We start from the raw sequence: 350 nt of genomic DNA on the forward strand, positions 1-350 counted from the left end.
GGAAGAGGGGGAGAAGAGAAAGGGAGAAAGGGGAGAAAAGGGAGAGGGGAAAAGGAAGAAGGAGGGAGGAAAGAAGGAGGAAAGAAGGGAAAGGGAAGAGGAGGAAGAAGAGGGAGGAAAGGAAGAAGAGGGAGGGGAAGAGAAGGGAGAAAAAGAAAGGAAAAAGGAAGAAAAAAGAAAAAAGGGGAAGAAAGAAAAAAAAAGAGGAGGGGAAGAGGGAGAGAAGGAAGAGAGGGAGAGAGAAGAGGAGGAAAAGGGAAAGAGAAGAGGGGGAGGGGAGGAAGGAGGAAAGAGGGAGGGGGAAGAGAAAGGGGAGGAGGGAAAAGGGAAGAAAAAGGAAGAGAGGGGGG

The 350-nt window shown here is 50.0% G+C and carries 1 protein-coding gene; it reads left to right on the top strand.

Going from position 1 to position 350, the window contains the following annotated elements; translation table 11 throughout:
* A partial coding sequence (locus tag KH400_RS30280) for a hypothetical protein (protein WP_217228573.1) occupies positions 1-350 on the top strand: 350 nt, incomplete at both ends.

This window comes from Desertibacillus haloalkaliphilus (assembly GCF_019039105.1).
Classification (GTDB): Bacteria; Bacillota; Bacilli; order Bacillales; family KJ1-10-99; genus Desertibacillus; species Desertibacillus haloalkaliphilus.